The organism is Nocardia sp. NPDC050412, from assembly GCF_044458825.1.
Taxonomy (GTDB): Bacteria; Actinomycetota; Actinomycetes; order Mycobacteriales; family Mycobacteriaceae; genus Nocardia.
Genome location: NZ_JBITIJ010000001.1, coordinates 307,818 through 331,229, shown reverse-complemented (window position 1 = coordinate 331,229; position 23,412 = coordinate 307,818). Strand labels below are relative to the sequence as shown.

Sequence of the window (23,412 nt, the reverse complement as noted above, 5' to 3'; positions counted from 1 at the left end):
GCTTGCTTGGGTATAGTGAGGACCTCATCGCGTCTGATTAGGGGTCCCGCATGTCGTTCGTGCTCATCGAGAAACCGCGACCGCAGGTCGCGCTGGTCACACTCAACCGGCCGGAACGGATGAACGCGATGGCCTTCGATGTGATGATCCCGCTGCGCGAGGCCCTCGAAGCGGTCAGCGCCGATAACGAGGTACGAGTCGTGGTGCTCACCGGCGCGGGCGACGGCTTCTGCTCTGGCGCGGATCTGCAGAACGCGGGCCGGATTCCCAATACCGAGGGCCTGACCAAGACGAGCGTCGCGCGGCGCTCGATGGATCTGCTCAACGATGTGATGATCACGCTGCGACGAATGAACCAACCGGTCATCGGCGCGATCAACGGCGCGGCGATCGGCGGCGGATTCTGTCTCAGCGTCGCCGCCGATATCCGAATCGCGGGCGAGGACGCCTACTTTCGTGCGGCGGGCATCAATAACGGCCTCACCTCAGCGGAATTGGGCATCAGCTATCTGCTGCCGCGCGCAATCGGCGCATCCCGTGCCTTCGAAATCATGCTGTCCGGGCGAGATGTCGACGCGGTCGAGGCCGAACGCATCGGTCTCGTCTCGCGCGTCGTGCCCACCGCCGAACTTCTCGACACCTGCTACGACCTGGCCGAGCGGATCATCAGTTTCAGCCGGGTCGGCACCGAGCTCACCAAACGCATGCTGTGGAGCGGTATGGAGGCAGGCGGTTTCGAATCCCATATGCAGCACGAGGGCATGTCCCAGCTCTATGTCCGCCTCACCACCGAGAATTTCGACGAGGCCATCCGGGCGCGGCGCGACCGTCGGCCACCGGTGTACGAAGACTGACCTTCACGAGCGCCGATCGATGCCCTTGACCAGCAGCGTCACCGTATCCGAGCCCGCATGTCGGTCCTTCGAGATCTCCTGGTACTCAGGGGAATCCGCCCACTCACGAAACGACGGCTCGTCCGGGAACGACATCAGCACGACCTTCTCGCGATCCGAATCGCCCTCGATCACCTGCGGGGATTCGTCGGAGGCAAGCAGGGTGCCGGAGTAGCGGGTGAACACCTCGAGGAAGCGTGCACGGTAGCGATCGTAGGCGGCGCGATCGGTGAACGTCAGCTGTGCGACGACGTACACGGTCATGGTGCGACTCTAAGCCGCGCGCGTTACAGGTCTCAACGCTCCAATAGGGCGAGGCATTCGACATGATGGGTGGCGGGGAACGCATCGAAGGCGCGCAGATCGGCGAGGTGGTAGCCCGCCGATTGGTAGAGGCCGAGGTCGCGGGCGAATGAGGCCGGATCGCAACCGATGTGGATGATGCGCGACGGGCCGCTGGTGGTCACGGCGGTGACGACCTCCTTGCCCGCGCCCGCGCGAGGTGGATCCAGGACGACCACCTCCGGGGCGGCGCTGCTGGCATGTTCGGCCAGCCAGTGTTCGACGCGCTGGGCGCGCAGGTCCAACCAGGACAGATCGCGCAGCGCGGCATTGCCGTCGGCGACCGCGGACCGCGTCGATTCCACCGCGAGCACCGAACCGGTCCGACCGACCTGTCCGGCCAACCGGGCCGCGAAAACCCCGACGCCGCTGTACAGATCCCACGCCCGCTCCCCGGGACCGAGCCCGGCCCACCCGGCGACCACATCCGAATAACATTGCGCCGCACCACGATGCGCCTGCCAGAACCCGGTCGCCGCCAGCTCCCACCGACGCCCGGCCACGTATTCGACCGTCCGACCGCTACCTCCCATCACCCACTCGTCCCGGGCCGCATGCGTCGCCGCCCGCCGCGCCGCCGCCCGCCGCCGTTCGTCGCCGAGTCCACGTGCACCGGCACGCGGCCCAGGTCCCCGCTCGGCGGTACGACGTTTCCCCGCGCGCCGATCTGTCTCCCGCCTGCCACGCCGATCCTCACCGCGCGCCGAGGGCCGTTCACCCCCATGCTCAGCTGGTCCCGCAACCGCCGACGGAGCCAACTCGACGATGTGCCGCATCCCGTCGCCGTCCACCGCGACCACCAGATCCGCACCGGGCGTCCACATTCGGTCCGCGATACCGTCCATCGCGCCCGAAACCGGTTGGGGGCAGCGCAGATCGGCGATCACCTCGGTACTGCGATACCCGTGCACTCCGGCTCGGCCCGCGGCGTCGACGGCCAGCCGGACGCGGCTGCGCCAACCGCCGGTGGCGTCGGCCGTATATCCGGCGATCGGCTCCACGGTGATATCGCGTTCGATTCCGGCGATGCGGCGCAACTGCTCCGCGACCACCGCCGCCTTCAGCGCCCGCTGCGCGGCGGGGGTGGCGAAGGAAAAATCGCAGCAGCCCGCGCCACCGGGACCGGAGACGGGGCAGGTAGCGGGGACGCGATCCGGGGATGCCTGCAGAATCTCGATCGCATCGGCCCGGCAGAACGAACCCCCGCGATCCTCGGTGACCCGCACTCGAACCAGTTCATCGGGCAGCCCGTGTCGTACGAACACAACCCGGCCCTCGTGCCGGGCGACACAGAACCCGCCGTGCCCGGGTGGTCCGAGCCGGACCTCGAAGGTGTTCGAACGCCAGTCGGTCACCCTCGGTCCTCGTACCCACGCCGCACCGCACCCGGGGCGTTCACCACGCCCGCCTGCCTGGCCTTCGCGGACGACGTCAACTGCCACGGCACACTCGTCACCATGACTCCGGGCTCGAACAGCAATCGGCCCTTGAGCCGCAACGCGCTCTGGTTGTGCAGAATCTGCTCCCACCAGTGTCCGACAACGTATTCCGGAATGAATACGGTCACCACATCGCGCGGCGAATCGCGCCGCACCCGCTTGACGTAATCCAATACCGGCTTGGTGATTTCGCGATAGGGCGATTCGATCACCTTGAGCGGCACCGTGATATCGCTGCGCTCCCATTCCCGCACCAGCGACCTGGTATCGGCCTCGTCGACGTTCACCGTCACCGCCTCCAAGGTATCGGGGCGGGTCGCGCGCGCGTAGGCCAGCGCCCGGCGCGTCGGCAGATGCAGTTTGGACACCAGCACAATCGAATGCGACCGACTCGGCAGCACGCCGTCCCACTCCTGCTCATCGAGTTCGCGGGAAACCGAATCATAGTGCCGCCGAATGAGTTTCATCACAATAAAGATCGACACCATGGTGCAGATCGCGATCCAGGCACCGGCGAAGAACTTGGTGATCAACACGATGACCAGCACCGTCCCGGTGGCGCTGAGCCCGATCGCGTTGATCACTCGGGACCGCTTCATCCGCGCCCGCTGCGCGGGATCGGTTTCGGTGCGCAACAGCCGGGTCCAGTGTCGCAGCATGCCGGTCTGGCTGAGCACGAACGAGACGAACACCCCGACGATGTAGAGCTGGATGAGCTTGGTCACCTCGGCACCGAACACCACGACGAATGCGACGGCCGCGCCCGAGAGGAACAGAATGCCGTTGCTGAACGCCAACCGGTCGCCGCGAGTATGCAACTGCCGTGGCAGGTAACGATCCTGCGCCAGAATCGAACCCAGCACCGGGAAGCCGTTGAACGCGGTATTCGCCGCGAGCACGAGGATCAGCGCGGTCACCGTGGTGATGAAGAAGAAGCCGAGCGGGAAGCCGTGGAATACGGTCTCTGCCAGCTGTGCGATCAGCGTCTTCTGGTGGTAGTCCGCGGGCGCGCCGATCAACTCGGATTCGTTGTGCGCGTATACGATCCCGATCTTCTGGGCCAGCACGATAATGCCCAGCAGCAGTGCGATCGCGATGCTGCCGAGCATCAGCAGCGTGGTCGCGGCATTGCGCGACTTGGGTTTCCGGAATGCGGGCACGCCATTGCTGATCGCCTCCACACCGGTCAGCGCGGCACAGCCGGAGGAGAACGCCCGCGCGATCAGGAATGTGAACGCGAGTCCGTATAGGTGCTCGTCCTCGGCATTGAGCTGGAAGCCGGCCGATTCGGCGCGCAGGTCGTCGCCGAGTACGAAGATGCGGAACAGGCCCCAGCCGAGCATCGCGAACATGCCGACGATGAAGGCGTAGGTCGGAATCGCGAAGGCAACACCCGATTCCCGGATGCCGCGCAGATTGATCGATGTCAGCACCACGATGGCGACCACCGCGAACAACACCTTGTGCGTGGCGACGAACGGAATCGCCGACCCGATATTCGACGCCGCCGAGGAGATTGATACCGCCACCGTGAGCACATAATCGACCAGCAGCGCACTGCCGACGGTAAGCCCGGCATTGGGCCCGAGATTGGTGGTGGCGACCTCGTAGTCACCGCCGCCGGAGGGATAGGCGTGCACATTCTGCCGATAGCTGGCGACCACCACCGCCATCACGAATGCGACGGCCAGACCCACCCAGGGCGCATAGACGTAGGCAGAAATACCTGCCACCGAAAGGACGAGGAAGATTTCCTCCGGAGCGTAGGCCACCGAGGACATCGCATCGGAGGCGAACACCGGAAGCGCGATTCGCTTCGGCAGCAGGGTATGGCCCAGCGCATCGCTACGGAAAGGCCTGCCCAGCAGCACACGTTTGGCTGCCGTCGTCAACTTGGACACTGGAGCGAGCATAGATCCCCGCAGGATGGAGCGCTCCCTCGGCCGGTTCGCGTCGTATGTTTGGTTGACGGGCGGAGGGGAAATTGGGCCATGGAAACATCTGGCGGGTACGGTTCGATGCCGAGGTAAGCAAACCGAACGCCCTGCGGCGTGAGCTCAGGGCCGGAGGAGGAAGCTTGCGTAACCACGTAGGGCCCGCGAGCGCCGCCAATTGAACACAGTTTCCAGGAACGAGGTTGCGGTGTACGTAGTGATCATGGGTTGCGGACGGGTCGGCTCATCGCTGGCACGCGCCCTGGTCCGGGTCGGCCACGAGGTCACCGTGATCGATCGGGACCCCAGCGCCTTCCTGCGCCTCGGCGAAGACTTTCCTGGCGAGCGGGTGGTCGGCGTCGGTTTCGACCGGGATGTGCTGACCCGCGCGGGAATCGAGCGGGCCGACGCCTTCGCCGCGGTCTCCTCCGGCGACAACTCCAACATCATCTCCGCGCGGGTGGCCCGGGAAATGTTCGGCGTACAGCGCGTGGTCGCGCGCATCTACGATGCCAAACGCGCCGCCGTCTACGAGCGCCTGGGCATCCCGACCATCGCCACCGTGCCGTGGACCACCGACCGCTTCCTCACCACGCTGATCGGCGACGGCGGCACTACCACCTGGCGCGACCCGACGGGCACCGTGGCGGTAGCCCAGTTGCCGCTGCACGAGGAGTGGTACGGGCGCACCGTGCGCGATCTGGAGAGCAATGTGGGCGCCAGGGTGGCCTTCATCATCCGGTTCGGTCAGGGCCTGCTCCCCGAGAGCAAGACCGTGGTCCAAGCCGACGACATCGTCTATGTCGCAGCCACCTCCGGCTCCGTCGGCGAGGCCGTCGCCTTGGCCGGTAAGCCCCCAGCAAGCGAGGACTGAACATGAAAGTGGCGATCGCCGGAGCCGGCGCCGTCGGCCGATCGATAGCCAGGGAGCTATTGCGCGGCGGCCATCGGGTGATGCTGCTCGAGCGCCAGCTCGACCACATCGACCCCGCCGCCATCCCGGATGCCGTCTGGGTCCATGCCGACGCGTGCGAACTCGCACTACTGGAGGACGCCGGTCTGCAGACCTACGAAGTGGTCATCGCCGCCACCGGCGACGATAAGGCGAATCTGGTGCACAGCCTGCTCGCCAAGACCGAATTCGGCGTGCGCCGGGTGGTGGCGCGGGTCAACGATCCGCGCAACGAATGGCTCTTCGACGCGTCCTGGGGCATCGATGTCGCGGTGTCGACACCGCGGCTGCTGGCCTCGCTGGTGGAAGAGGCGGTATCGGTCGGCGATCTGGTCCGGTTGATGACGCTGCGGCAGGGGCAAGCCAATCTGGTCGAGATCACCCTGCCCAGCGATACCGCCTTGGCGGGCAAGCCGGTCCGCACGCTCACCCTGCCGCGCGACGCCGCCCTGGTGACGATTCTGCGCGGCGGCCGAGTGATCGTGCCGCAGCCCGACGACCCCTTCGAGGGCGATGACGAGCTGTTGTTCGTGACCTCCGTGGAGGCCGAGGAAGACCTGCGGGTGGCGCTGGCCACGCACGGCATCAAACCCTGACTCCCCGACAAGGCTGACACGATCAGCGCCTTTACCGACCTCAGGCTGCGGCCGCGAGCTCCGCACGCAGCTTGTTGAGCGCGCGATGCTGCATCACTCGAACCACGCCGGGACTGGTGCCAATGGCCTCGGCGGTCTGCGCCGCGGTCCAGCCGAGCACGATCCGCATCACCAGGACCTCACGATGCGCGGGCGCCAGGATCTTCATCAATTCCCGGGTGGCCTCACGACGTTCGGACGCGATCGCCCACTCCTCCGGACCGGCTGCGGTCGACGCCCTATCGGGCACGTGGTCGACCGGGTACATCGGGTGCAGCTGCGAACGCCGGAACGCGTCGGCTACCTTATTGGCCGCGATGCCGTAGACGAAGGCCAGAAACGACTTGCCCTGATCGCGGTAGCGCGGGATGGCGTTGACGGTGGCCAACAGGATCTCCTGCACCACATCGTCGGCCGTGACGTGCAGATGTGCGGTATTGCCAAGGCGCGCACCGCAATACCGGCGCACGAGCGGGTGGACCAGCCGGATGATCTCGGAGACCGCCGAACGGTCGCCCGCGGCCGCCGGAGCGATCAACTTTTCCAGTTCACCCGATACCCGACGGCTCTCCGACAGGGCCGGGTTGTGGTGGGCTTGGTTCTTCGACAGTGTCGCAATGTTGTGCTCGGTAGCCAACGTCCGAGTCCTTCCTCGCCGATCGTGCATTTTTTTGCTTGCACTGATCGTCTGATGAACTCGATCGCCCAACCAGGCACCCCAGGGTGCGTACTCCCCCACCTCCGGCTGCGATTCGTTAACACCCCAGCGAAATTGGGGCCGGAATTCCTAGGCCGTTTCGGCGGCCGCACCCCGGCTCACCGGCAGATGTCCGGCCCGGCGCACAGCCCACACCGTGACGGCCAGCGCGACGGCGGTCAGCGGCCAGCCCATCGCGATGCGCGCGAAGGCCAGCCAGCCGGTGCGATCGGTGTCGTAGAGCTGGGACTGCACCAGGTAGCGCGCGCCGAATACGATCACCCAGGTGGTGGTCGCGAGGTCGTAGAGGCGCACGATGCGGCGGTCGGACCGCCATTCGGTGCCGTGGCCGTTGAGCACACCCCAGATCACGCCGACCAGCGGCCAGCGCACCAGCATCGAAACCAGGAACACCCCGGCGTACACCAGGCTGGTGTAGATGCCGAACAGGAAGAAGCCTTTCGCCTCACCCATGCGGTAGGCGATCAACGCGCAGATGCCGACCCCGAGGAAGCCTGAGATCGCCGGCTGGATCGGACTGCGCCGCACCAGCCGCCACACCAGAATCGCGGCGGCCACACCGAGTGCGGACCAGATCGCCGCAGTGAGCCCGGCGAAGGTGTTCACGGGCACGAAGACCAGCACCGGCAAGGTCGAGTAGATCAGGCCGCTGAAGCCGCCCAGCTGCTCGAGGAGGGTTTGTTCGGCCTCTTCGGTTTCGGCGTCTACGGAGCGATCTACGACGTCGGACGGGCCCTTGTCGATCGGCTCACGACCTGCGGTGTGGATCTCGGCGGCGTTCTCGTTGCTCGATGGCATACGTCAGCTGTTCTCACGCAATTCGTAGTAGGGGTTGTAGATCACCTTACGACCATCCCGGTCACCCACTCGACCGCGGACGAGGATCTTGCGGCCCGGTTCGATGCCGGGAATGCGGCGGCGGCCGATCCACACCAGACTGATGGCATCGGTGCCATCGAAGAATTCTGCCTGAACACTGGCACCGACGGACTTCGGACACGCCTCGACGCTGCGTAGTCGGCCGAGCATGGTCGCCTCGTCACCGCGCTGACAGTCCGAGGCCCGGCAGGCACCCGACGCATCGGCCGATTCGGCGAGTTCCTCGGCGTCCAACTGATCGATATCCTCGGTCAGCCTGCGGCTCAGACGGCGAAAATAACCTGAGGCGGCTGATGACATTTGACGCTCTCCTGCGTGGAGCAAGACGACGTGGGTCACACGCCATCGTGGTTGTTCCGGTGACGACCGGCTTAAGGCCGTATACCCGCCACTGTAGATGGGCAACCCTCCCCCCGCTACGCTCGGACCGGTGTTCGACTCCCCACATTTCGCGCCGGACCGCAGCGGCCCCGCCCCGATCGCCGTGGCGTTGCCGGGAACCGGATCGGATGCCGACTTCGCCCGCCGCGCCTTCGGACTGGCTTGTGCGGCACGCGGAATCGAATTCATCGCCGTCGAACCCGACCCGTCCGGCGTGGTTGCCGGGTACCGTGCGGCGCTCGATCAGGCCGCCATGCGCGGGCCGATTCTGGCCACCGGGATCTCCCTCGGCGCGGCGGTCGCGCTCGAATGGGCGGCTGAACATCCCGAGGCAGCAAGCGGCGTAGTGGCGGCGCTACCGGCCTGGACCGGCCCCGATACCGCCGCGTGCCCGGCCGCGCTCAGCGCCGCCGCCACCGCGGCCCAGTTGCGTACGGACGGGCTCGACGCGGTGGTCGAACGCATGCGCGCGAGCAGCCCGCGTTGGCTCGCCGACGCGCTCACTCAGTCCTGGCATTCGCAGTGGCCGCGGCTGCCCGAGGCGCTGCAGGAGGCCGCCGACTACAAGTGGCCCGACGCGGAACGGCTCGGCACTGTCGAGGTACCCGTCGCCATCGTCACCGCCGTCGACGATCCGGTGCATCCGCTGTCGGTCGCCGAAGAATGGGCCGAGCTGATCCCGCACGCCGAATTGATCCGGATCACCCTCGATGAACTCGGCGCGAATCCCGCGATCCTCGGAAACGCGGGACTCGCGGCGTTCTAGTTCAGTCCGAGCTGCTGCATGGCCGAGCCGTCCGCGCCGCGGCGCGGTTCATTCGGCATGCGCGGCGGGACCAGCGGCTGTGGTGTGGGCTGGACCGCGGCCTGCTGTGCGGCCATTGCCTGCTGCTGGGCCTCCACCTGCGCCTGATGCGCGGCGGCCAGCTGCTCGGCCAGCTCCGGTGGCAGCACGACGGCCAACGGCTCGCGCACCGGCATCGGCTCGTCGCCACGCCGAATCACGGTTTCGGTCAAGATCGCTCGCGCGGCCCGCACCAGCGGCGCACCGTCATCGGCGGCGCCCTGCGGCCCCGCGGCCACCAGCCGCACCATCCACCGCGGACCGTCCACTCCGATGAAGCGCAGATCCGCGCCCTCGGTGATGGCGAGCAGTTCCCGGCCCCATGGTCCGGTCTCCACGGCGACCCTGGCGCCGTCCTTGCGTAGCGACTCGGCGAGATCGGCTGCCACCGAACGCCATTGGCCCGCTGACTTGGGTGCGGCGTAGGCCGCGACGGTGATCCGACCGTGTTCGGTCGCCAGGTGCACCGCCTGCGGCGTGCCGTCCGGGGTCATCTCGACCTGCAATTGGCCGCCCGGCGGCACCGGCAGGATCACCGAACCCAGATCGAGGCGCTGATCGGTGACATTGTCCAACAGCTCGGCCACTTCGTCGTAGTCGTAGGGGCCGGATTTGGGCATTTCCACGACGTCGTCATCGTCGTAGTCGGCCTCGTCGTACTCGGCCTCGCCGTACTCGGACTCGCCGTACTCGGGCTCGCCGTAGTCGGGTTCGTCGTGGTAGTGCGCTGCGACGTACTCGGCCGGGACGATCGGATTCTCGTCGGTGATCGGATCGATGATGGGATTCTCATCGGTGATCGGCTCATCGTCGTAATCCGCGTCGCCGTAGGCGCGGTACTCATCGGCGTATTCGTCGTTGTAGCGGTCCTCGACGTATTCGTCACGTCCGCCGGACTTGCGTCTCTTTCCGAACATTCTCGTCATGCCTCCTTGCCGAGAGTGCCCGCCTCGTCGGCCGACGCGGCCAGACTCGCGTGGCCACCGCTCGACCCGTAACCGCCCGCACCCCGCGTGGTGTCATCGAGTGCCTCGACCTCCACGAAATCGACCAGTTCCACCCGCTGCACCAGCAGCTGCGCGATCCGATCACCGCGACGCAGTTCGATCGGGGTGCGCGGATCGTGATTGATCAGGCACACCTTGATTTCACCTCGATAGCCCGCATCCACGGTGCCCGGCGTATTCACCACGGACAGACCGGTTTTCGCGGCGAGTCCGGACCTGGGATGGATCAGGCCGACCGTGCCGACCGGCAGTGCCACCGCGACACCGGTGCCGACCAGCACACGCTCCCCCGGCTCGATGATGACGTCCTCCGTAGTGCACAGGTCCACGCCCGCGTCTCCGTGGTGAGCACGCGTTGGCACGGGGATGCCGGGATCAAGCCGCAGCAAAGGTATGGGTGAAAGGGCGCTCATGACCGCGCCTCGCTGACGCTCGGCTCCGTCATGACCGCCCGGGCTGCGGTGTTCAATATTCGCTCGCTGCGCTCGCTCACGTTGTCCGAGCCTACGCGTAAGCCCTCGACCTCCGTGAATTAGTGTTGAGTCGTGTCGGACCAGCCCAACCCAGTGCCTATGGACGAACAACAGCGGAGCTTCGAGCCCTATCGCGAGCGCCTCTGGGTGCCGCTGTGGTGGTGGCCGATCGCGTTCGCCATCGCCGGGTTGCTGGCCGCCGAAATCCATATGGGCGCACCGGGACTGCGCGCCTGGTTGCCCTACGCGTTGCTGTTTCCGGTGCCGGTGTGGGTGCTGTTGTGGCTGAGCCGCCATCGGGTGGAAGTCGCCCGGGAAGCCTCCGGTATCCGCGAACTCCGCGCCGATCGCGCGCATCTGCCGGTGAACTTCGTGGCCAGATCGGCCACGGTGGCCCCTACCGCCAAGAGTGCGGCGCTGGGCCGCCAACTCGACCCCGCCGCCTATGTCCAACATCGGCCTTGGGTGGGGCCGATGGTGCTACTTGTACTCGACGACCCGGACGATCCGACGCCGTACTGGCTGATCAGTACGCGACGGCCGGACCGGGTCTTGGCCGCGCTTGGCATACCTGGCTGAAGCCGGGCGTGCCGAGCGCGGGCTGACCATTGATCTCGGCTGGAGATCAGATCTCGCGCCGCAGATCAGGCTGCGCAGTCCATGCAGATCAGCTGACCGCCACTCTCACTGGCCAGCCTGCTCCGGTGATGGACCAGGAAACAGCTGGAACAGGTGAACTCGTCGGCCTGCTTCGGGATCACCCGAACTGTCAGGACTTCCTCGGACAAGTCCGCGCCGGGAAGCTCGAACGACTCCGCGGTATCGGATTCGTCGATATCCACGACGGCGGACTGTGCCTCGTTGCGACGAGCCTTCAGCTCCTCCAGCGAATCTTCCGACACTTCGTCGGATTCAGTGCGCCTCGGTGCGTCATAGTCGGTTGCCATGTCGTCTTCCCCTCGTCCTTACTCCGTATATCCCGGACCGGGCCACTCACACCGATTCCCTCGAATCGGAATGACCAGCACCGCCCCGCCGGTGGTGCACGTCACACGTACACCGGTCCCCTATCAGGGCGGATCATGCGGACCCACCTTTGATAGCGCTCGGTAAACGCAGGACATGCCCTTCTTGTTCCCGCGACCGACCACCGATTTGGGCTGCGATGTTTCGATCTGGGCCGCCAGACAATAGCGGACGCCAGAGCAAAAGTCGCAATCAAAACACAGACGATTCGAAACTGAGGGGTAATCGACATCAACCGTGAACTCGCCGAGACCTTACGCACCGCATTCACACCCAGCTCGCCCGGCCCGCCGTCGCCCTGGCGCGGACACATTTTCGTAGAGTATGCCCGTGGTTTCACTCATCACCGAAGGCAGCGCAACGGATCGAACGGGTCAACCCTTCCTCCGGCGACGCAACCAGCCATGGTTGATCTTGGTCGGCGTCCTACTCCTGATCTGCACCGTGGTGTGGATCAAGGCCCTGACCACCGAGGACAGCAGCGGAACCGCGATGGCGTGCAATTCGCCGAGCCCGGCTACCGACGCGAAGTCGCCCCAACCCGCCCCGATGGGGCAGCGGGTCGGCCAGTCGCGGCTGACCGACGTCGAACCGGCTGCGCTGGCCTCGTCAAAGGTCCGCGTGCTGAACGCGAACAACAAGAGCGGGCAGGCCTCGCACATCGCCTCGGCGCTCGGCGACCTCGGCTTCGCGAGCGGGCCGGGGCAGCAGTTCGGTAACGATCCGGTCTATGTCAACGGCGACCTGAACTGCACTGGCCAGATCCGCTTCGGTGTGAACGGCCGACCGGCCGCCGCCTCGGTTCAGCTGGTCGCGCCGTGCGCCGAGCTGATCGAGGATCAGCGCAACGACGACACGGTGGACCTGGTGCTCGGTTCGGTATTCGGCGAGTCGCTGCGGCCGAGCCCGGACGCCGAGGAAGTGCTGAAATCGCTGAAGAATCCTGCCCCGGGCGGATCGACGTCCATCGATCCCAAACTGCTGTCCGCGGCACGCACGGCACGCTGCTGACCTCGCCTGACCGACCTTCATCGCCCCGGTGTGCCGCTTCGGCAGACCGGGGCGATCCGTTTTCAGACGTCCGGAATCGCGGTTGTCGCGCCGACGCGTTCGAGCAGTTCGGTCAATTCGTTCGCTACACCCGGTGCGGCGGCGACGACCAACTCACCTGCCGTACCCGGGCTGGTCGCCGCGGGCAAGCGCAGCTGCGCACCCGCCTCGGCGGCGATCAACGCGCCCGCGGCCCAGTCCCAGGCGTTGAGTCCGTGTTCGTAGTACGCGTCTATGCGACCCTCGGCGACGAAGCACAGATCCAGTGCCGCCGCGCCGAGGCGACGGATATCGCGGATCTGCGGCAGGATCTGCGCGACCAGTTCCGCCTGCTTGGCCCTGCGGTGCTTGCCGTAGGCGAATCCGGTGGCCACCAAGGCCATCGACGCCGATCGCACCGGTGTGCAGCGCAGATGTTCCACCGCGCCGTCACCGGTCACCTTCGTGGCTCCCATCCGCACCGCGGCGCTATAGGTCGCGGCCCGCGCGACATCGACCACCGCACCGGCGATGGGCTGTCCGGCGCGCACCGCGGCCACCGAAATCGCGTAGCCCGGAATGCCGTACAGGAAGTTCACGGTGCCGTCGATCGGGTCGACCACCCAGTGCACGGTGTCCTCGTCACCGCCGGCCAGGCTGCCGCCGCCCTCCTCGCCGAGGATCGGATCACCGGGGCGCGCTTCGGCGAGCAGGCGCCGGATCAGCTCCTCGGTCTCCGTATCGACGATGGTCACCGGGTCGGTAGGGTGGCCTTTGGTCTGCACGGCACCGTCGCGCGCACCCTCCGGACCGAATATCTCGGGGCGGCGCGAGCGCACATGCGCGGCCGCGGTTTCGGCGAGTTGGACCGCGATCCGACGCAATTCGGCAACATCCTCGGATGGCGTCGCGGTCGGTCGGTCGGTAACTGACGCTCTGGTCTCCGGCATGCCCCCATGCCATCACAGATCCTCGGCGAACGGGAACCGATACCCGCCCATTACTCTTGTCGTGCACGACACAACGCCGTCGTCGGGCACATCGCCGCATGCTCCGCGACCAGCCGGTGGTGAGCTCCTGTGCGGCGGCGCGTTCATCACATCGGCCAGCACAGGGAACGAGGGAACGTCATGTCCGCTCGGGGGCACGCATTCGGTATCGATATCGGTGGCAGCGGCGTCAAGGGCGCCGCGGTGGATCTGACCACCGGAGCATTGGTCCACGAGCGGATAAAGATTCTGACACCGCATCCCTCGACACCGCAGGCGGTCGCCGACGCTGTCGCCAAACTGGTCGCCCAGGCCGATTGGGAGGGCCCGGTCGGCATCACACTGCCCTCGGTCGTGCTAGGGGGCGTCGCGCAGACGGCCGCCAATATCGATAAGGCGTGGATCGGTACCGACGCGCGGGCGCTGTTCTCCACCGCACTCGACGGTCGTGCCGTCACCGTGCTCAACGACGCCGACGCGGCCGGTCTGGCCGAAGATCACTACGGCGCGGCAAAGGATTTCGACGGCCTGGTGCTGCTGCTGACCTTCGGCACCGGCATCGGCTCGGCGCTGCTGTTCCACGGCACGCTGGTGCCCAATACCGAACTCGGCCATCTGGAGATCGGCGGTATGGAGACCGAACATCGCGCCGCCGCCTCGATCAAGGATCGCGACGGCCTGACCTACGAGCAGTGGGCAGCACAGGTCAGCATTGTGCTCAGCGGGCTGGAGAATTTGTTCTGGCCGAAGGTCTTCGTCGCAGGTGGGGGCATCAGTCGAGATGCCGAGCAATGGATTCCGTTGCTCACCAACCGAACCCCCGTGATTCCCGCGCGGCTGGAGAACACCGCGGGCATCGTCGGCGCGGCCATGGCGATCGATGCCGGCATCGCGCCGTAGACGCGCGGAGGGTATGGCATTAGCCGTTGCCGGGATCGTGCCGTAGGTACCCTGGTTCGATCGTTACAATGGAACGTACTCCGGCCGCGAGCCGGAAACCCCAGACCCGGCGCTCAGCCGGTGAAACCCGACAGACCGCTCCGCCGGAACACCACTCTGGCGTGACGCCGCACGAGACCGTCACGAAAGGGCGTACGTGGTAGCCACGACCCGTCAGACCGCCGAATCGGCCGACGCCGACTCCGCAGATGTAACCGAAGCACGGCCGGTCCGCAAGGCTGCCGCGAAGAAGGCTCCGGCCAAGAAGGCCGCCGCCAAGAAGGCCCCGGCCAAGAAGGCCGCCGCCGCGAAGGCGACGAAGGGCCCAGCCAAGAAAGCCGGACCGAAGAAGGCCGGTCCGGAGGGCGAACCCGGCGACGAGAACGCCGAGACCGAGGATCTGGATCTGGAGGATCTCGGCGATCTCGAGGTGTCCGAGGACGATCTCGCCGATGAGGCCGAGGAACTCGTCGAGGAAGTCGCCGAGGGGGTCGAGGAGGGCGAGGCCGACGAACCGTCCGCCGCGGACAAGGCCTCCGGCGACTTCGTCTGGGACGAGGAGGAATCCGAGGCGCTGCGCCAGGCCCGCAAGGATGCCGAGCTCACCGCATCGGCCGACTCCGTGCGTGCCTACCTCAAGCAGATCGGCAAGGTCGCACTGCTCAACGCCGAAGAGGAGGTCGAACTCGCCAAGCGGATCGAGGCCGGACTCTATGCGGCGGAGAAGGTGCGCGAATTCGCCGAGCAGGGTGAAAAGCTGCCGGTCGCTATGCGCCGCGACTACACCTGGATCGTGCGCGACGGCAACCGTGCGAAGAACCACCTGCTGGAAGCCAACCTGCGTCTGGTGGTCTCGTTGGCCAAGCGCTACACCGGTCGCGGTATGGCATTCCTGGACCTGATCCAGGAGGGCAACCTCGGTCTGATCCGCGCGGTGGAGAAGTTCGACTACACCAAGGGCTACAAATTCTCCACGTACGCCACCTGGTGGATCCGGCAGGCCATCACCCGCGCCATGGCCGATCAGGCCCGCACCATCCGCATCCCGGTGCATATGGTCGAGGTCATCAATAAGCTCGGCCGCATCCAGCGCGAGCTGCTTCAGGATCTGGGCCGCGAGCCCACCCCGGAGGAGCTGGCCAAGGAAATGGACATCACGCCGGAGAAGGTCCTCGAGATCCAGCAATACGCGCGTGAGCCCATCTCGCTGGATCAGACCATCGGCGATGAGGGCGACAGCCAGCTCGGCGACTTCATCGAGGACTCCGAGGCCGTCGTCGCGGTGGACGCGGTGAGCTTCACGCTGCTGCAGGATCAGCTGCAGTCGGTGCTGGAGACGCTGTCCGAGCGCGAGGCGGGCGTGGTCCGGCTGCGCTTCGGCCTGACCGACGGTCAGCCGCGCACCCTCGACGAGATCGGCCAGGTGTACGGGGTCACCCGTGAGCGCATCCGGCAGATCGAGTCGAAGACCATGAGCAAGCTGCGCCACCCGAGCCGCTCACAAGTCCTGCGCGACTACCTCGACTAGTTCGTTCTGCTCGATTTTCGCAAAGCGCCCGCGCCCCACAGCGCGGGCGCTTTGCTTTTCGCACCCGGCCTCCTTGTCGTCGTATCGACCGGCAACTCTGCCCGCATTCAACCCGCCTGCGACCCGGCTACCGTCGAATCAGACTGTGCCCATTGCGGTTTTCCACACTATTGAGCCGAACTGCTTCTGCCACAGAATCTTTCGGCGTTCTGCGGGGCAATCGATCAGCCATGTAGCGGCAACCGAGACAGCGTCCGTTCCGCTAACCAATTCGGGTTTCAATCAAACCTAAAAGTGACCGAAACCACTTCTGCGAACCCAAATTTCGGCCCCCGTTGGTTCGATCGCTGTCGTATCGTCTGACCCTCTGTTGTTTCAATCGCCGATGTTGTTCTTCGGCAGTGGGGGCGTGCGTGCTCGATATCTACCATTTCAGTTACGGTCTGCTGACCCCGCTGCTGGCCTACACCATGTCGGTGACCGGATGCCTGCTCGGCTTGCAGTGCGCCGCGCGCGGCCGCACCGGCAAGGACCGGATCGGCTGGCTGCTCGGCGCGGCCGTCGCCATCGGCGGCACCGGCATCTGGGTTATGCATTTCATTGCGATGCTGGGCTTTTCGATCCGCGGCAGCGAAATACGGTTCGACATTCCACTCACTCTGCTGAGCGCGATCACCGCGGTCGCCGTGGTCGGCATCGGACTTTTCATCGTCGTCAAACCCGAACCGTCGCTGCTCGGCCTGCTGGCCGGCGGTGCGGTCACCGGATTCGGCGTCGCGGCTATGCATTACATGGGCATGTACGCGATGAAGTCGAATGCGATGATCAGCTATGACATGCGCCGCGTCGGGTTGTCGGTGGTCATCGCGGTGGCCGCGGCGACAGTTGCGCTCTGGTTCACGTTGCGGGTCAAGGGATTTCCCGCGACCGTCGGCGCCGGACTGATCATGGGCGTGGCGGTCTGCGGTATGCACTACACCGGGATGTCGGCGATGCACGCGCACACCGGAAATACCCAGACGCCCGATGGAGCCGGCGCCATGGACCTGATCGCACCGCTGATCGTGGTGGCCAGTGTGGTGACCATGCTGCTGCTTATCAGCGTCAGCCTGACCGAGATCGACCGTAATATCGAACTGCCGCCGCTGCGCATCGCACCGCGCGCCAAACTCGATCCGCTACCGCCGCTGCCGCCGGTGGAGTCGGAGATAATGCCGTCGGCGACCGCGTACTGGCCGACGCGGACCGAGGTGCCGCGCCACTGAACCTATCGAAATCGCCTGTGCGACATGCTCTCCGGGCTGAGCGGACTCAGTCCCTGGTCGGCCAGTAGCGCGTCGAGCGCGGTCCGCGCGCACCGTCGTATGCCGGATCGTCGACATCGGTGATGCCGATATGCAATAGCAGCATCATGGTTACCATGCCGACGCCGACCGTCAGCGGAGTCAGCAATTGGGTCGCGCCCGCGCCCGTGGGCGAGTGCATATGGTGGCCGTCCTGCACATGCATCGCGAACATGCCGGTGTAGTGCATGCCGCAGACCGCGACGCCCATGACCAGTGCCGCGCCGATGGTGGCGAGGGTGCCGCGAATATGCAGCGCGAACCACAGTGCCGCCGTCGCGGCGATCACCGCGATCACCATGGACAGCAACACGATTCGTCCGTCGTATTCGATGACCGCATCGGATTTCATCGCATACATGCCGGAATAGTGCATGGCGCCGACGCCTACACCGGTGATCGCACCGCCGATGTACAGCGCCACCGGAGCCAAGCCCGGCATCTGTGCGACCCGTAAGCCGATCCACACCACCACCATCGCGATCACCGCGCTGAGCAGGGTGATCGGCACGTCGTAGCGGATCGAGGCGCCGTGGATCGAAAAGCCCAGCATGGCAATGAAATGCATGACCCAGATACCGGTGCCGCCGATGGCGACCGCCGCGGCGACGAGCCATCCGGCGTGTCCGCTACCGGCCCGCGCTCGGACCACGCACCGCAGCCCTAGCAATGATCCGGTGAATGACATCAGATAGGCCACAACCGGCGTGAGCAACCCGTGGCTGAAGTGGTTGATTTCCAGCACGCGAACTCCCTCGTTGGGCAGACCTCGGCCACTATCTCGACAGCGCGAGCCCGCCCGCTTGTACAAACCAGCAGGTAGGCGATTTACAGTACTACCGTCCGCTAAATTTGTCATGGGATGAATCCAGTCAGTAAGACGGCGCCCGCTACTCGGCGGTGACCATACATACCGAATGGTTCCTCGCCCCCGAATCGTGTAGATTGCCGCTTCCGGCAATCGATCAGCACCGATATTGCTGGGACACAATGCATCTCGCGAATACGACAGTCCACGGCGGGCGTTCGCACATCTGCAAGAACATCGCAGCAATTTCGGTACACATGCCGAGTCTCATTGCGGCCCAGGACCGCCGAGCCGGATCAGCGTCAGTCGCCAACCGGACTTGACCGGCGTCGTGTGCTCGGCACCCGTCGGCAGTATTCGCGTGCGAACTAGCAGAGGTTGCCGAAGGTGGTGGACCTCAGGGTCGTGCCTTCGGCGATCCGTCGCCTGGGGTCACCGAGCAGGATGTATTCGCGGTCGGAATCGTCATACCCGGCATAGAAGGCCGATCGCATGTCGCCGAACGAGCGGGCGCCGTCGGATCGGGCGGGCAGCGTCTCGCCGGTTGCTGATCGTGCAGCAGCCGAGGCCAGTGCGACCACTAATGCGCGCAGCGGCGAGGACAACCGTCCAACAGGAAGTACTCGGTCACCCCCTTGGTCGGCGGACCGACTCTGCGGAGCCGGACATGAATCGCCAACAGGTCCGGAAAGACCAGCTCAGGTGAGCCAGGACACAGACCGGGCGGGTCTACGGGCAGAAGAGCCCTGGAACCGGCAGACTTGTGTATGTGGTTGCCCCCACTTTGCGCCGAATCCACTCCCCCTGGACGCAGACCGTCGACCTCGGTGACGAGTCACGCGCGATCTGGTCGTGGGCACGTCGACCTCGGTTGCTGCGCCGACTGCTGCCCGAACTGCGCCAGCACCTGTCCGGCGCACCGGCCAGCACGGCCTACGCGTTCACTCTGTTCGTCACCTGGTGGACGCTGCGCGGGGTCGGCGATTCGGTGGAGCGCAGGCTGATCTTCTCGGCCTCCACCAATCTCTACAACATGCAGCACAACCCGATCCAGGTGCTGGTGGCCTCGGCGTTCTGGACCCAGGGCCAATTTCCCTGGGTCACCATCGCCGAGATCCTGGTGGTGATGGGCTTCGCCGAACGTTGGCTCGGCACCAGCCGCTGGATTCTGCTGTTCGCGACCGGACATATCGGCGCGACGCTGCTCACCGTCACGGCGATCGACCATGCCATCGATCATCACGTCATCCCGGTGCGCGTGCAGTACGCGGCGGATGTCGGCACCAGCTACGGATTCACCGCAGTGCTGGCGGCCATGGCCTTCCACTTCCGCGGTGTGGTCCGCGCGCTGTGGGCCGGCGTCATCGTCGTATTCCTCGCCTCGGCGCTCTTGATCGGACCGACTTTCACCGACTACGGGCATATGTGCGCGGCCCTGATCGGTTTGGCGGTCGGATTCGTCGCATCGACCTTCTGGCGACGGATCGAACGCCTGCGTGCCGAACGCCAGGCGACTTCCGCCGCGCCGATACCGGTTACGGCGACGAATCCGCTTGCGGCCGCCCGGATTCCCGCGGCAGGTGGCGATTCCGAGCCGAGTTCCGTCGCGGCGCAACCACTATCCGGTGCTGACGGCGGGGTTGAAGCGGCGCTGCACCACGCCGATGACCGGTTCGACGACGCGGGCCGCGATCGGGCCGAGCACCGCCATCAGTAGCACATAAGCCGAGGCCAGTCCGGCAATTTGGGCGTCTACCCCACCCACGCTCACCGCCAGACCCGCGATGACGATGGAGAATTCACCATGCGCGACCAGCGCCGCGCCCGCGCGTGCCCGACCCATCCGGCGGATGCCCTGTCGACTCGCCGCCCACCAGCCGGTCGCGATCTTGGTCACCACGGTGACGACCGCGAGCAGGATCGCCCAACCGAGCACGGGCGGAATGGCACCGGGATCGGTGCTGAGTCCGAAGGCCACGAAGAAGATCGCCGCGAACAGGTCCCGGATCGGTTCCAATAGTTTCGTCGCCTCGTGGGCGGTCGAACCGGAAATAGCGATGCCGAGTAGGAATGCGCCGACCGCCGCCGAGACATTCAGCGCCGACGCCAGCCCGGCGACCAGCAGCGCAGCGCCCAGCAGCTTCAATAGGAAGACCTCGCGGTCGGCGCTGTCCACGATCGCCGAGACGTACCGGCCGTACCGCAGCGCGACGACCAAAACGACGGTCACGCTGGCCAAGGCCAGACCGAGCACGGTCAGCCCACTCAGCAAGCTCGTACCGGCCAGCACCGCGGTGAGGATCGGCAGATACATCGCCATCGCGAGATCCTCGAAGACCAGAATCGACAAGATCACCGGGGTTTCCCGGTTACCGAGGCGTCCGAGGTCGTTGAGCACCTTCGCGACGATGCCCGAGGACGAGATGTAGGTGACTCCGGCCATGGTGATGGCTCCGGTCATTCCCCAGCCGAGCACCAGGGCGACTACCACGCCAGGTGTCGCGTTCGCGACGAGATCGACCAGACCTGCGGCCCAGGAGCGACGCAATCCGGTCACCAACTCGACCGCGGTGTACTCGAGGCCGAGCAATAGCAACAGCAGCACCACACCGATTTCGCCTGCGATATGGCCGAATTCGTTCGCGGCGCCCAGTTCGATGAAACCGCCCTGGCCGAAGGCCAGCCCACCGAGCAGGTAGAGCGGAATCGGGGACATGCCGAATCGTGCCGCCACTCTCCCGAGCATTCCTAGGGCGAATAACACCGCCCCGAGCTCGATGAGGGCGAGCGCGGTTGCGTTCACGCTCTCACCCGTGCGTCAGGATCTTCGCGGCCGCGTCCAGACCGTCGGGGGTTCCGACGACCACGAGTATGTCATCGGCGGTGAAGGTGAAATCCGGTCCCGGCGAGGGATGCAGCTGCCCCGCGCGCATCACCGCGACAATGGAAGCCTTGGTGCGCGTGCGCATTCCGGTCTCGCCGAGGGTTCGGCCCTCGTACGGCGAATCCTCGGCGATGGGTAGCTGGCGGGTGGTGATCCCGGGTAGGTCGCGGTGGTCCTCGCGTAGCTTCGCCACCAGCTGCGGCGAGCCGAGTAGGTTGGCGAGTACCGAGGCCTCGTCGGGAGTCAGCGGCACTTGCGCGGCGCAGGAGTCCGGGTCATCGGGTTTGGAGACGATCAGATCGATGCCGCCGTCGCGGTGATCGACCACACCGATCCGGCGACCCGACCGCAGCTGGAAGTCTTTGCGTACCCCGATCCCGGGTAGGGCGGTGACATCGACGTTCACACCCTCCACCCTAACCGGCAAAAAGGGCTGACCGCCCGAGCGGCTCCGATCAGGTCGGTCGTCGGATCGACCGGAACTCATTCCTTCGGCGGACCCCGGAACGCGGGGCGTGTGCTGTGATGGGGCGATGCGACGGCAGTGGGAAGCTTTGTCGGCGACCGCGCAGGACGCGCTGGTCGCCGCCTTCGCGCTCGTACTCGGCGCCGCGCTCTATCTGACCGGGCTGTCCGAGATGGCCAGTGACCTGAGCCGCCACCCGTCACTGCCGGTGCGGTTCGGGGTGCTCGCGCTGATCTGCGTGACGACCTTCCTGCGGCGGCGCACGCCGATGTCGGCTCTCGCTATCGGGCTGATCCCCTTCGCCATCGATTTCGCACTCGGCCCTACGGTGCCGGTCTGGCTCATCTATTCGGATCTCATCTATGCCGGCGTGCTGTATGCCGCACCCGCGCGTTCGCGCTCGCTGGTCACGGTGTGTGGGGTGGTCTCGGCGGTACTGACCGTGCTGGCACTGGTGCTCGGCGACTGGCGGGTCGCGGTGATCACCATCGCCGCGCTGTTCGCCTTCGTCGCGACCCCGCTGTGGTGGGCCCTGTCGGTGCGCGGGCACAAGGAGATCGCCGAAGCCGAACGCAAACGCGCACAGGCGATGACATTGGTCGCCGAATTGGACCGACGTGCCGCCATCACCGATGAACGCAAGACGATGGCGCGCGATCTGCACGATGTGATCGCAGGACATCTCTCGGCCATCGCCATCCAGTCCGAAGCGGCGCTGGGGGTGCTGGCCCGGCAGGACACCGATCCCACTGTCGCCGGGATCATTTCGTCGATCCGGTCCAATAGTGTCAGCGCGCTGCAGGAAATGCGCACCATGATCGGTCTGCTGCGCCGTGACGACGGCGCCGAGGACGATGCGGCCGCACCGCGCAAACTGGCACAGCTGCGGATTCTCGTCGATGCCGCCCGCGCGGCCGGAATCACCGTGCGCGTGCGGGATGCACTGAACGGGACGGCGCTGCCGAGCGCGGTCGACCAGGCCGCGTACCGAATCGTCCAGGAAGCATTGACGAATGCCATGAAACACGCACCGGGACAGGAGGTCGAGATCGACGTGCGCACGGAGGCAGCGGATTTGGCCCTCTCGGTGCGCAATCCCATACTTGTGCGCAACCGACCGACCGACGACGCGCGCCACAGCGGCCTGATGAATATGCGGGAACGGGCGGTCGCGTTGGGCGGCACCTTCACCGCCGGACCCGGCGCCGACGGCTGGGAAGTCCTTGCTCGGCTGCCGATCTCGACGACGGAGGCGCGATGATCCGGGTACTGATCGCCGACGACCACGGCGCGATCCGGGCCGGACTGCGGATGATCCTGGAGACCGCCGATGGCATCGAGGTGGTCGGCGAGGCCGCCGACGGCGATATCGCGGTGGCACAAGCCAGGGCGCTGCGCCCGGATGTGGTGCTGATGGATGTGCGCATGCCGGGCGTCGACGGCATCACCGCCACCGGCCGCATCACCGACGACGGCCTGGCCAGGGTGCTCATCCTGACAACCTTCGATCTGGACGAGTACGTCTTCCGGACGCTGCGCGCCGGCGCATCCGGCTTCGTGCTGAAATCCGCGTCGGGACAAGCAATTGTCGATGCGGTGCGCGCGGTGGCCGCGGGTGACGGCGTACTCGCCCCCGAGGTGACCGCCGCGGTGATCAATGCGTTCGCCTCGACCGATGGCGAATCGAGCCGGCCCGCACCGGACGGTCTGGACGAGCTGACCGAACGCGAACGCGAGGTGCTCGACTGTCTCGGCGACGGTCTGTCCAATGCGCAGATCGCCGCGCGGCTGTTCATCGGCGAGACAACAGTCAAAACGCATGTCTCGCGAGTACTCACCAAACTCGGTGTGCGGTCCCGCGTTCAGGCCGCGATCGTGGCGCGCGAGGTCAGGGACCGGTAGG

At 66.1% G+C, this 23,412-nt stretch carries 25 protein-coding genes and 1 pseudogene; 12 read left to right on the top strand and 14 right to left on the bottom strand.

All coding sequences use genetic code 11. From position 1 onward, the window contains the following. Positions 1-50: 50 nt before the first annotated feature. Positions 51-854: an enoyl-CoA hydratase gene (locus tag ACIBI6_RS01535; protein WP_364339903.1), complete on the top strand. Its 804-nt coding sequence runs from the start codon at positions 51-53 to the stop codon at positions 852-854. A gap of 3 nt (positions 855-857) precedes the next feature. On the opposite strand, the gene ACIBI6_RS01530 is transcribed toward ACIBI6_RS01535, so the two are convergent. Genes ACIBI6_RS01530 through ACIBI6_RS01520 form a run of 3 tightly spaced genes read right to left on the bottom strand, consistent with a single transcriptional unit; the run spans position 858 to position 4,575 of the window. Continuing rightward, positions 858-1,157 (bottom strand): DUF1330 domain-containing protein, encoded by a 300-nt coding sequence (locus ACIBI6_RS01530; RefSeq protein ID WP_364339901.1) that lies wholly within the window; start codon positions 1,155-1,157, stop codon positions 858-860. 32 nt (positions 1,158-1,189) lie between these two features. Continuing rightward, a complete protein-coding gene (locus ACIBI6_RS01525) occupies positions 1,190-2,590 on the bottom strand; it encodes a class I SAM-dependent RNA methyltransferase (RefSeq protein ID WP_396954990.1) in 1,401 nt (466 codons plus the stop codon). Continuing rightward, entirely contained in the window at positions 2,587-4,575 is a 1,989-nt protein-coding gene (locus ACIBI6_RS01520) for an APC family permease (RefSeq protein ID WP_364339897.1), read from the bottom strand. Before ACIBI6_RS01520 ends, ACIBI6_RS01525 begins: the two co-directional genes overlap by 4 nt. A 241-nt stretch (positions 4,576-4,816) precedes the next feature. Between ACIBI6_RS01520 and ACIBI6_RS01515 the strand changes: the two genes are divergently transcribed. Next, a complete protein-coding gene (locus ACIBI6_RS01515) occupies positions 4,817-5,482 on the top strand; it encodes a TrkA family potassium uptake protein (protein ID WP_364339895.1) in 666 nt (221 codons plus the stop codon). A 2-nt stretch (positions 5,483-5,484) separates the two neighbouring features. Further along, positions 5,485-6,156, top strand: a complete 672-nt coding sequence (locus ACIBI6_RS01510; protein ID WP_364339893.1) for a TrkA family potassium uptake protein — start codon at positions 5,485-5,487, stop codon at positions 6,154-6,156. Between the two features lie 40 nt (positions 6,157-6,196). Here ACIBI6_RS01510 and ACIBI6_RS01505 read toward each other — a convergent pair whose 3' ends face one another. The 3 genes from ACIBI6_RS01505 to ACIBI6_RS01495 all read right to left on the bottom strand — a co-directional run bounded on the left by ACIBI6_RS01505 (position 6,197) and on the right by ACIBI6_RS01495 (position 8,092). Beyond that, a complete protein-coding gene (locus tag ACIBI6_RS01505) occupies positions 6,197-6,832 on the bottom strand; it encodes a sigma-70 family RNA polymerase sigma factor (protein ID WP_396954989.1) in 636 nt (211 codons plus the stop codon). 150 nt (positions 6,833-6,982) lie between these two features. Beyond that, positions 6,983-7,711 (bottom strand): DUF3159 domain-containing protein, encoded by a 729-nt coding sequence (locus ACIBI6_RS01500; protein WP_364339889.1) that lies wholly within the window; start codon positions 7,709-7,711, stop codon positions 6,983-6,985. Positions 7,712-7,714: 3 nt separating this feature from the next. Then, complete coding sequence (locus ACIBI6_RS01495) at positions 7,715-8,092, bottom strand: OB-fold nucleic acid binding domain-containing protein (protein WP_040692536.1); 378 nt, start codon at positions 8,090-8,092, stop codon at positions 7,715-7,717. A 130-nt stretch (positions 8,093-8,222) separates the two neighbouring features. On the opposite strand from ACIBI6_RS01495, the gene ACIBI6_RS01490 reads away from it, so the two are divergent. Continuing rightward, a complete protein-coding gene (locus ACIBI6_RS01490; protein ID WP_396954988.1) occupies positions 8,223-8,939 on the top strand; it encodes an alpha/beta hydrolase in 717 nt (238 codons plus the stop codon). On the opposite strand, the gene ACIBI6_RS01485 is transcribed toward ACIBI6_RS01490, so the two are convergent. Together ACIBI6_RS01485 and dut are read right to left on the bottom strand one after the other, a co-directional pair. Continuing rightward, positions 8,936-9,934, bottom strand: coding sequence for a DUF3710 domain-containing protein (locus ACIBI6_RS01485; RefSeq protein ID WP_396955250.1), 999 nt, complete (start codon positions 9,932-9,934; stop codon positions 8,936-8,938). The two genes, ACIBI6_RS01490 and ACIBI6_RS01485, sit on opposite strands and share 4 nt — an antisense overlap. 5 nt (positions 9,935-9,939) lie before the next feature. Further along, the gene (dut, locus tag ACIBI6_RS01480; protein ID WP_364339884.1) at positions 9,940-10,437 is read right to left on the bottom strand and encodes a dUTP diphosphatase; all 498 of its coding nucleotides are present in this window, start codon (positions 10,435-10,437) and stop codon (positions 9,940-9,942) included. Between the two features lie 159 nt (positions 10,438-10,596). On the opposite strand from dut, the gene ACIBI6_RS01475 reads away from it, so the two are divergent. Then, complete coding sequence (locus ACIBI6_RS01475) at positions 10,597-11,076, top strand: DUF3093 domain-containing protein (RefSeq protein ID WP_364340692.1); 480 nt, start codon at positions 10,597-10,599, stop codon at positions 11,074-11,076. Between the two features lie 65 nt (positions 11,077-11,141). Here the strand turns inward: ACIBI6_RS01475 and ACIBI6_RS01470 are convergent, their stop codons facing one another. Then, positions 11,142-11,444 carry a DUF4193 domain-containing protein gene (locus ACIBI6_RS01470; RefSeq protein WP_040692543.1) on the bottom strand — a complete coding sequence of 101 codons (303 nt, stop codon included), beginning with the start codon at positions 11,442-11,444 and terminating at the stop codon, positions 11,142-11,144. Between the two features lie 409 nt (positions 11,445-11,853). Here ACIBI6_RS01470 and cei point away from each other — a divergent pair, with 409 nt between their 5' ends. Next, positions 11,854-12,534: an envelope integrity protein Cei gene (gene cei, locus ACIBI6_RS01465; protein ID WP_364339881.1), complete on the top strand. Its 681-nt coding sequence runs from the start codon at positions 11,854-11,856 to the stop codon at positions 12,532-12,534. Between the two features lie 62 nt (positions 12,535-12,596). Here the strand turns inward: cei and ACIBI6_RS01460 are convergent, their stop codons facing one another. Further along, the gene (locus ACIBI6_RS01460; protein WP_396954987.1) at positions 12,597-13,502 is read right to left on the bottom strand and encodes an inositol monophosphatase family protein; all 906 of its coding nucleotides are present in this window, start codon (positions 13,500-13,502) and stop codon (positions 12,597-12,599) included. A 180-nt stretch (positions 13,503-13,682) separates the two neighbouring features. Between ACIBI6_RS01460 and ppgK the strand changes: the two genes are divergently transcribed. The 3 genes from ppgK to ACIBI6_RS01445 all read left to right on the top strand — a co-directional run bounded on the left by ppgK (position 13,683) and on the right by ACIBI6_RS01445 (position 17,273). Continuing rightward, positions 13,683-14,441 carry a polyphosphate--glucose phosphotransferase gene (gene ppgK / locus ACIBI6_RS01455; RefSeq protein WP_364339877.1) on the top strand — a complete coding sequence of 253 codons (759 nt, stop codon included), beginning with the start codon at positions 13,683-13,685 and terminating at the stop codon, positions 14,439-14,441. Positions 14,442-14,637: 196 nt separating this feature from the next. Beyond that, entirely contained in the window at positions 14,638-16,008 is a 1,371-nt protein-coding gene (locus tag ACIBI6_RS01450; RefSeq protein WP_364339875.1) for an RNA polymerase sigma factor, read from the top strand. A gap of 413 nt (positions 16,009-16,421) precedes the next feature. Further along, entirely contained in the window at positions 16,422-17,273 is an 852-nt protein-coding gene (locus ACIBI6_RS01445; RefSeq protein WP_364339873.1) for an MHYT domain-containing protein, read from the top strand. 46 nt (positions 17,274-17,319) lie between these two features. Here ACIBI6_RS01445 and ACIBI6_RS01440 read toward each other — a convergent pair whose 3' ends face one another. Both ACIBI6_RS01440 and ACIBI6_RS01435 read right to left on the bottom strand, forming a co-directional pair. Beyond that, on the bottom strand, positions 17,320-18,096 hold the full coding sequence (locus tag ACIBI6_RS01440; RefSeq protein WP_364339871.1) for an MHYT domain-containing protein: 777 nt from the start codon (positions 18,094-18,096) through the stop codon (positions 17,320-17,322). 446 nt (positions 18,097-18,542) lie between these two features. Continuing rightward, positions 18,543-18,692: pseudogene (locus ACIBI6_RS01435) on the bottom strand (hypothetical protein); the annotation flags it as partial. A gap of 236 nt (positions 18,693-18,928) precedes the next feature. Here ACIBI6_RS01435 and ACIBI6_RS01430 point away from each other — a divergent pair. Next, entirely contained in the window at positions 18,929-19,876 is a 948-nt protein-coding gene (locus ACIBI6_RS01430; RefSeq protein WP_396954985.1) for a rhomboid-like protein, read from the top strand. Here the strand turns inward: ACIBI6_RS01430 and ACIBI6_RS01425 are convergent. Next, the gene (locus ACIBI6_RS01425; protein WP_396954984.1) at positions 19,778-20,962 is read right to left on the bottom strand and encodes a cation:proton antiporter; all 1,185 of its coding nucleotides are present in this window, start codon (positions 20,960-20,962) and stop codon (positions 19,778-19,780) included. The two genes, ACIBI6_RS01430 and ACIBI6_RS01425, sit on opposite strands and share 99 nt — an antisense overlap. A gap of 4 nt (positions 20,963-20,966) precedes the next feature. Beyond that, positions 20,967-21,449, bottom strand: a complete 483-nt coding sequence (locus ACIBI6_RS01420) for a cation:proton antiporter regulatory subunit (RefSeq protein WP_396954983.1) — start codon at positions 21,447-21,449, stop codon at positions 20,967-20,969. Between the two features lie 127 nt (positions 21,450-21,576). Here ACIBI6_RS01420 and ACIBI6_RS01415 point away from each other — a divergent pair, with 127 nt between their 5' ends. Next, positions 21,577-22,770, top strand: coding sequence for a sensor histidine kinase (locus ACIBI6_RS01415; RefSeq protein ID WP_396954982.1), 1,194 nt, complete (start codon positions 21,577-21,579; stop codon positions 22,768-22,770). Then, on the top strand, positions 22,767-23,411 hold the full coding sequence (locus ACIBI6_RS01410) for a response regulator transcription factor (RefSeq protein WP_364339859.1): 645 nt from the start codon (positions 22,767-22,769) through the stop codon (positions 23,409-23,411). The genes ACIBI6_RS01415 and ACIBI6_RS01410 overlap by 4 nt, the downstream gene beginning before the upstream one ends. Position 23,412: the final 1 nt, after the last annotated feature.